The following is a 6976-nucleotide window of genomic DNA, read 5'->3' as shown; positions in this document are numbered from 1 at the left end:
CGCCTGCCCTGCGATACGCAGGGCAGGCGGGGTTTCTTGCATTCTTGGCTGGTTCCTCACAGGCCAGTGCGTGAATAATGCTCTCCATGACCAGCAAGGACACCGGCGGGGCGGACGCCGCCTTTGAGCTGCCGGAGGCCATGACCGGCCGTGCAAGCCCCGCGAAGGCGGCCGTCGGTGACACGCCGGTCTTCGCCTACATCGCCGGCCTTCCGCAGCCGCAGCGCGGCATCGCCGAAGCCATTGATGCCCTCGCGGCCAGGACGCTGCCCGGACTCCAGCGCTCGGTGAAGTGGGGCATGGCGTACTACGGCGTCGGCGACGGGTGGTGCTTCAGCTGCGGCGGCTTCGCCGGCCACGTCAAGCTCATGTTCATCAACGGCGTCGCTCTTGACCCGGTACCTCCGGTGACGCCGGTAGGGATGGGAAAGGCAACGCGAGGCGTTGAGCTCGAATCCCTGGACGACATCGACGAACAACAGATCGCGGACTGGATGAAGCAGGTCACGTCCGTGCCCGGGGTTGGCGGCAGGAAGCGCTGAACCAAGGGGCTAGCCTTCGGGGCAGGTTCAGTTCCCCGGCTCCTAGTTCTCCGGCTTCAGGCCCTCCCGCAGGCCCCGCAGTTCCGCGATCTCGCGCCGCAGCGCGGAGACCTCGTCCAGCAGTTCCGCCAATTCGCTGCGCATGGGCTCCTCGGAGGCCGTCACCGCGGCCTCGGTGTTCTCTTCGACGCGCTGCACCAGCCACGAGGCGGTCGACGCGGTGACCACACCGATCACGGCGATGCCGCTCATCATCAGGGCAGCGGCGACCAACCGGCCCAGGGGAGTCACCGGATACAGGTCGCCGTAGCCCACCGTGGTGATGGTGGTGATGGCCCACCAGGCGGCGTCGCCCAGGCTGACGATCTTCGCGTCCGGGGCATGCTGTTCCACGTCCAGCACCGCCAGCGCACCGACCAGGACCAGCAGCGCCGCCGAACCTGCCACATAGGTGGCCACCCGTCCCCGCAGCGTGTCACCCACGGTCCGGTGCAGCACGGACAGCACGGTCACGAGCCGGAGCAGGCGCAGCGGCCGGAAGAAGGGCAGGGCCACGATCAGCAGTTCGTGGAGATTCCAGATGAACCAGCGCCAGCGCTCGGGCGCGAGCCAGAGGTTGATGAAGTAGTCCACCACGAAAACCGCCCAGGTGGTCCACATGACCGCCTCGAACGGCGCGGCCGCGTCTCCCGCCAGGCGGCCGACCACCTGCCAGGCGTAGGCCGTCAGGAAAACCACGGCGGTGGCCATCAGCGGCCACTCGGCCAGTTCCCGGTAGCGTGCTTGCGTCATACCGGAATCCTAGGACCACTCCGGTAGCCAGGGTTCCCGCGATACGGACTGGCCCGCCAATGTTACCGACGAGTAGCATTGTGGCATGCACCTGCTTCTGCGAACCCTCCTGCTGCTGTTCACGTCCCGGCGGCGGAGCCGCCTGAGCGTGTGGGACGACGCCTCCCTCCGCCTGCGGGTCCTGCCCACCGACATCGACATCGCGCTGCACGTCAACAACGGCATGTACTTCTCGCTGATGGACCTGGGCCGCTTCGACCTCATGGTGCGCGCGGGCATTTGGGACAGGATGCGGAGCCGCGGCTGGACCCCCGTGGTTTCAGGCGAGACCATCGCCTTCCGCAAGTCCCTCCAGCTGTGGCAGCGCTACACCATCGAGACCCGGATCATCGGCCTCGATTCCAAGGCAATCTATTTCGAGCAGCGGATGGTGGCCGGCGGCGAAATCTACGCCCGCGCACACATCGCCACCCGGCTGGTCTGCAAGGGCACACCCGTCAGCCAGGAGGACATCCTGGCCGAGTTCGGCGCACCGCCGGCGTCGCTGGACCTGCCGGAGTGGATCCACGAGTGGCGGGAGAATAACGCCCTCCCAGGCGCCCGCAAGCCCGCCCCGCACGTCTGGAACTAACCTCCCAAAACGAACTCCCGACGTCGGGAACTGCTTTCAGCTGCCGACGTCCCGCCGCTGCAGCGCGAGCGAGCTGAGCAGCACCAGCGCGGCGGAGATGCCCCACAGCCAGCCGGCCGCGGCCCAGTCGGCACCGTTCGCCACCGGGGAGTTCCCATAGGCCCAGTGGTAGGGCGAGAGGTCGAGGAGCCAGTCCAGGTCGGGGCTCTGCCGTCCCACCGCGTTGAAGACGTACCCCAGGACCCCGACGGCGGCACCGGCCGCCAGCCCATAGGACTTGCGTCCGCTCAACGCACCGACGAACAGGGCCGCCGTCCCGCTCAGCAAGGCGAGGCCGGCGAACTCGACGGCGGCGCCGAACAGGTGCGTGGACTCGATCTGCAGCTGCGCCGAATCATTCAGGGCGAGAATCAGGACGAAGACCAGGACGGCCAGCAGCACCACGCGCAGCACCATCGCCAGCGCCCGCTCCAACACCAGCTGGACGCGGGTGACGCCGTGGGCGAGGGTGAGCTCGAGCTGGCCGGACTCCTCGTCGCCGCCCACCGCGGCTGCGCCCCAGGACACGGTGGCGATGGTCATGAGCAGGAATCCGATCAGCCCGAATACCGTGGCCTGGGTGTAGCCGGACCCGGAGGCGATCTGGTCGTAGTTCAGGGCCTTGGTCATCTCCGGCGGCAGGGCGTTGATCATCTGCTGCATCTCGGCACTTCCGCCGATGGACGGGTAGATGGGCAGGTAGAGCATGATCGCGGCACTGAGCCCGGCCGCCCAGCCCAGGGTGGATCGCCAGGAGTCGACGAACGCCCGCCTGAACAGCGGCATGGGACTACGCATGGCTGCTTCCTTCCTCCTGCGGCTCGCGCCGGCGGGACCCGTTGCCCCGCCGGCCGTTGCCGTTGTTGCCGTACAGCCTGAGCACCGATTCCTCCAGGTCCGGTTCCTCTAGGACGAGGTCGGTCAGCTGCAACCCGGCGAGCGCCTGCACCAGCGGTCCGATGCTGCCTTCCAGCACCGCCGTCAGTTCGACGCCGTCGCCCGCCGTGAGCACCTCAACACCGCCGACGCCGGGCACCCGTCCCAGCCGCGCACCGGCGTCGTCCGCTGTGATGCCGCTCGCCGCGAACCGCAGGTGCCGCACGGCACTTTCGCGCAGGGCGTCGACCGTGGCGATGGTGACGATCCGGCCGTCCCGCAGGATGGCCACCTCGTCCGCGGCCTGTTGCACTTCGCTGAGCACGTGGGAGCTGAGGAACACCGTTTGGCCGCGGTCCTTTGCCTCCCGCACCATGGCCAGGAACTCCTGTTGGACCAGCGGATCGAGGCCGCTGGTGGGTTCGTCCAGGACCAGGAGTTCGGGATCGTGCATGAACGCCTGAAGGAGGCCTAGCTTCTGCTTGTTGCCCTTGGACAGCTTGCGCGTGTGCCGGTCGAGGTCCAGGTTGAGGCGTTCGGCGAGTTCGTCGATCCGGCCGCGCTTCACCGGCCCGCTGACCGCTTCGTAGTGGTCCAGGAGTCGGCGTCCGGTGACCCGGGCCTCGAGGCTGAGCTCGCCGGGCAGGTAGCCGATGCGCCGGCGCAGGCCCGGTCCGCCGTGGCGGGGGTCCTGGCCTAGTACCCGCAGCGTTCCCGCGCTGGGCCGGATGATGTCCAGCAGGCAGCGCATGGTGGTGGTCTTGCCGGCCCCGTTCGGGCCGATGACGCCGAACACCGTCCCGGCCTGTACCTGGAAGTCGATCCCGTGCAGCACCTCGCGGGACCCGAAGCTCTTCCGCAGGCCCTCGACCGTGATTGCCGATTCCATGGTTTTCCCCTTTCCTTCAACCAGAGGTTCCGGTGCCGCCCGCGGACGCGTGCAGGGCCGTGCGGGCAGCATCGAGGAAGCTTGTGTCCGTGTAGAAGCCGTGGGTGTACAGGTCCAGGGCCGGAATGGTGAGCGAACGCAGCATGTCCGGGCCGAGTTCGCTGGTGCCGAGGACGCGGGCGGCGTGCTTGCCAAGGACCAGCATGGCGAGGCTGTTGCTGGCCACTACCACGGCGGTGGCGTCCACGTCGTCGAAGGCGCGGATGGTGCCGGCGTCGATCCCCGTCTCGATGATCGCCTTGGTCTGTTGCACGATCGCGGCGAAGAAAGCGTGGCCGGCTTCCGACTCGTCGCCGAGGGATTGCCGGATGTAGGCGATTTCGGTGGCGTACTGGCCGGGATCCGCAAGATAGTCCTGGATCTGCCGGCCGGCGGATTCGGGGTGCGCCTTGCGCAGCCCTTGTTCGCCGGTCTCGGCGATGACATGCCGGTCGCAGGCTTCGCGGAGCCCGTCCTTGCTGCCGAAATGGTGGATCACCAGGCCGGGGCTTACGCCTGATTCGGCGGCGACCCCACGGATGGTGGTGCGCGCGAACCCGTCCCTGCCGAACAGGCCGATGGCCGCGTCCCGGATGCGGGCGCGGGTGCTGAGATCCTCAGCAGCTGAACGCATGTTTAATATGCTAAACAGGCGTTCAATGAACGGCAAGAGGCCGCCGTCGGGCTTATTCCCGCTTCGCCGGGGAGCGAACAGGGGCGACGCGGGCGACCGTCTCGCGTACGGTGGAAGCATGGCTACAGTTGACATCACCGGTGAACAGTTCGCAGCAACCATCGAGGGCAACGATATTGTCCTGGTCGATTTCTGGGCGGAGTGGTGCGGCCCCTGCCGCCAGTTTGCGCCCACGTTCAAGGCCGCCTCGGAGAAGCACGAGGATGTCTTCTTCGCCAAGGTGGACACCGAAGCCGAGCAGCAGCTTGCCGCCGAGGCCGGAATCTCCTCGATCCCCACGCTCATGGCATTCCGCGAAAAGGTGCTGGTGTTCTCCCAGCCCGGCGCCCTGAACGGGCCGCAGCTTGAACAGGTCATCGAGGCCGTCAAGGGCCTGGACATGGAAGAGGTCCACGCGCACGTAGCGAAGATGCGCGCCGAAAACTCCTAGTTAAACCAATCGACTGCTCCGTTGTGGTCGTTTAGAGGGCCCTAAACGACCACAACGGAGCAGTCGATTGCGTTAAGGGGTCCTAGAGTCGCTCGATCTTGACTGGCTCGGCCAGGAGGGCGCTGAGGGACTCGTTGAGGTCCTGCACTGCGATGCCCTTGGAGTGCTTGTCCAGGTCTTCCTCGGACGCCCACTGTTCGGTGAGGACGAGTTTCTCCTCGGTGGCTTCCGTCAGCTCGTAGCGGATGCAGCCCGGTTCGTTGACGACCTCGTCGATCGCGATGTCCAGCGCGAGCTTCACGCGGAAGAATTCGCCGTCGTTGGGGATGAAGGTTGCCTGCAGGTCAATAGGGGAAGTCATGGCCTTCACTCTACCGGCGGTCACCAACGCGGGGTCACTTACGACCAGTTGACTTTGAGGCGCGAACATGGGACGTAAGCGACCCCGCGTTGGTGTGGAAAGGTCAGTGACCGCGGTGGTCCTGGATGGTCATCCGCGGGCCGAACGCCGGCTTCCGGAATCCGCTGAGCCCCAGCATCCGGACCACCCTTTGCCGGTGCCCGCGCCACGGCTCCATGAGGGCGAGCATGCCGGCGTCGTCGGTTTTCTTTCCCGTGAGCGCGTAGCCCACATAGGACGCCAGATGGTAGTCGCCCACGGCGATCGAGTCCGGGCAGCCGTGGGTGCGCTGCAGCACCTCGGCCGCCGTCCAGATCCCGATGCCCGGGATGGACTGCAGTTTCGCGCCGGCCTCCGCCGCGTCCAACAACGCCAGGCGTTCCAGCCCCGACGCCGAGCGTAGCGCCCGCATGACCGTCGCCGAGCGCTGCGGGCCGACGCCCGCCTTGTGCCATTCCCAGGACGGGATGCCCAGCCACTGCGCCGCGGTGGGGGCGACCAGTAGGCCCGACGGCGGTGAGGAACCAAAGGGGCGGCCCGCACCCGGAGCCGGGCTTCCGTAGCGGTACATGAGGTATCGGTAGCCGCGTCGGGCCTCGATGGTGGTGACCTTCTGCTCCAGGATGGTGGGCACGAGGGAGTCGACCACCCGCCCGGTGGCGGGTAGGCGCAGGCCGGGGTTCCGGCGTCGGGCCTCAATGACAAGGCGGGGGAGTCCCGCTTGGAAGGCTGGCTCGTCGAAACCGGACCAGTCGTCGTCCTGTCCCAGCAGTCGCGGCACCCCGGCGATCGCGGATTCCGCGCCGGGACCCCAGGCCTGGGCATCGACGAAACAGTCCGGGCCGGAGACGGCGGTGAGCCGCAGGGTGGCGGGCCCGTCCGGCGTCGTGAACGCCATCCAGAGCCCGTCCGGGCGGTTGGCGAACGACGGATCGCCGTTGCCGCGCATGAGGATTCCCAGGCTCTGCAGGAGGTTGAACGGGCCGCCGGGATGCCAGCGCACGGAGGCGTCCGCCGCGGCCGCGGTGGCGGCAGGAGCGCTGGCGATCGTCATGGTTCCATCGTCCCACGGGGTGCCGACGGTATGTTTCCGGGAACCCTTACGCCGCACGAAACGCGCCGCTAGACTCCCGGTGTGGCGCGGTGCCGCGCCTTCCCGAAACGTATCCAGGAGAGAACGCAATGGGTGGAATAGTACATTTCGAAATTCCCGCAGAAGACTCCGAGCGGGCCAACAACTTCTACCAGGGGGCGTTCGGCTGGACGCTCAACTACATGCCGGAGCTTGACTACACGATCGCCCTGACCACGCCCTCCGACGAACAAACGGGGGTGCCCAACTCGCCGGGCGTCATCAACGGGGCGCTGTTCACCCGCTCGGCCGAACTGCAGACCCCGGTCCTCACCGTGGACGTCGAAGACATCGACGCCGCCCTGGCACAGGTCGAATCCGCGGGCGGATCGGTCCACAAGGGCAAGGACGCCGTCCCGGGCATGGGCTGGTACGCCTACTTCAAGGACACCGAAGGCAACGTCCTCGGCCTCTGGCAGACGGACAATTCCGCGGGCCAGTGACGCCGCTGCAGACAACCACAAGGAAGCCCGGGCAGGTCCACGCCCGGGCTTCCTTGCCGAAGCGGTAAC

At 67.4% G+C, this 6976-nt stretch carries 10 protein-coding genes; 4 read left to right on the top strand and 6 right to left on the bottom strand.

The features are described from left to right. Positions 1 to 86: 86 nt before the first annotated feature. Positions 87 to 542, top strand: coding sequence for a DUF1801 domain-containing protein (locus tag D3654_RS20330; protein WP_245413351.1), 456 nt, complete (start codon positions 87 to 89; stop codon positions 540 to 542). Between the two features lie 42 nt (positions 543 to 584). Here D3654_RS20330 and D3654_RS20325 read toward each other — a convergent pair whose 3' ends face one another. After that, the gene (locus D3654_RS20325) at positions 585 to 1334 is read right to left on the bottom strand and encodes a potassium channel family protein (protein ID WP_120523237.1); all 750 of its coding nucleotides are present in this window, start codon (positions 1332 to 1334) and stop codon (positions 585 to 587) included. An 85-nt stretch (positions 1335 to 1419) separates the two neighbouring features. Between D3654_RS20325 and D3654_RS20320 the strand changes: the two genes are divergently transcribed. Continuing rightward, positions 1420 to 1965, top strand: coding sequence for an acyl-CoA thioesterase (locus D3654_RS20320; protein ID WP_120523236.1), 546 nt, complete (start codon positions 1420 to 1422; stop codon positions 1963 to 1965). A 36-nt stretch (positions 1966 to 2001) separates the two neighbouring features. Here D3654_RS20320 and D3654_RS20315 read toward each other — a convergent pair whose 3' ends face one another. Genes D3654_RS20315 through D3654_RS20305 form a run of 3 tightly spaced genes read right to left on the bottom strand, consistent with a single transcriptional unit; the run spans position 2002 to position 4442 of the window. Further along, a complete protein-coding gene (locus D3654_RS20315) occupies positions 2002 to 2802 on the bottom strand; it encodes an ABC transporter permease subunit (RefSeq protein ID WP_120523235.1) in 801 nt (266 codons plus the stop codon). Further along, positions 2795 to 3769, bottom strand: a complete 975-nt coding sequence (locus tag D3654_RS20310) for an ABC transporter ATP-binding protein (RefSeq protein WP_120523234.1) — start codon at positions 3767 to 3769, stop codon at positions 2795 to 2797. Before D3654_RS20310 ends, D3654_RS20315 begins: the two co-directional genes overlap by 8 nt. 16 nt (positions 3770 to 3785) lie before the next feature. Further along, positions 3786 to 4442: a TetR/AcrR family transcriptional regulator gene (locus D3654_RS20305; protein WP_120523233.1), complete on the bottom strand. Its 657-nt coding sequence runs from the start codon at positions 4440 to 4442 to the stop codon at positions 3786 to 3788. 118 nt (positions 4443 to 4560) lie between these two features. Between D3654_RS20305 and trxA the strand changes: the two genes are divergently transcribed. Continuing rightward, on the top strand, positions 4561 to 4932 hold the full coding sequence (trxA, locus tag D3654_RS20300) for a thioredoxin (RefSeq protein WP_120523232.1): 372 nt from the start codon (positions 4561 to 4563) through the stop codon (positions 4930 to 4932). An 82-nt stretch (positions 4933 to 5014) separates the two neighbouring features. Here the strand turns inward: trxA and D3654_RS20295 are convergent, their stop codons facing one another. Further along, positions 5015 to 5293, bottom strand: a complete 279-nt coding sequence (locus tag D3654_RS20295) for a putative quinol monooxygenase (RefSeq protein WP_120523231.1) — start codon at positions 5291 to 5293, stop codon at positions 5015 to 5017. Positions 5294 to 5396: 103 nt separating this feature from the next. Further along, positions 5397 to 6386, bottom strand: a complete 990-nt coding sequence (locus D3654_RS20290) for a DNA-3-methyladenine glycosylase family protein (protein ID WP_120523230.1) — start codon at positions 6384 to 6386, stop codon at positions 5397 to 5399. A 128-nt stretch (positions 6387 to 6514) separates the two neighbouring features. On the opposite strand from D3654_RS20290, the gene D3654_RS20285 reads away from it, so the two are divergent. Then, positions 6515 to 6907, top strand: a complete 393-nt coding sequence (locus tag D3654_RS20285; RefSeq protein WP_120523229.1) for a VOC family protein — start codon at positions 6515 to 6517, stop codon at positions 6905 to 6907. The last annotated feature ends 69 nt before the right edge of the window (positions 6908 to 6976 follow it).

Source organism: Arthrobacter celericrescens (assembly GCF_003614925.1).
Classification (GTDB): domain Bacteria; phylum Actinomycetota; class Actinomycetes; order Actinomycetales; family Micrococcaceae; genus Arthrobacter; species Arthrobacter celericrescens.
Note: the sequence above shows the minus strand (reverse complement) of the source record. Positions and strands in the feature narration are given on the sequence as shown.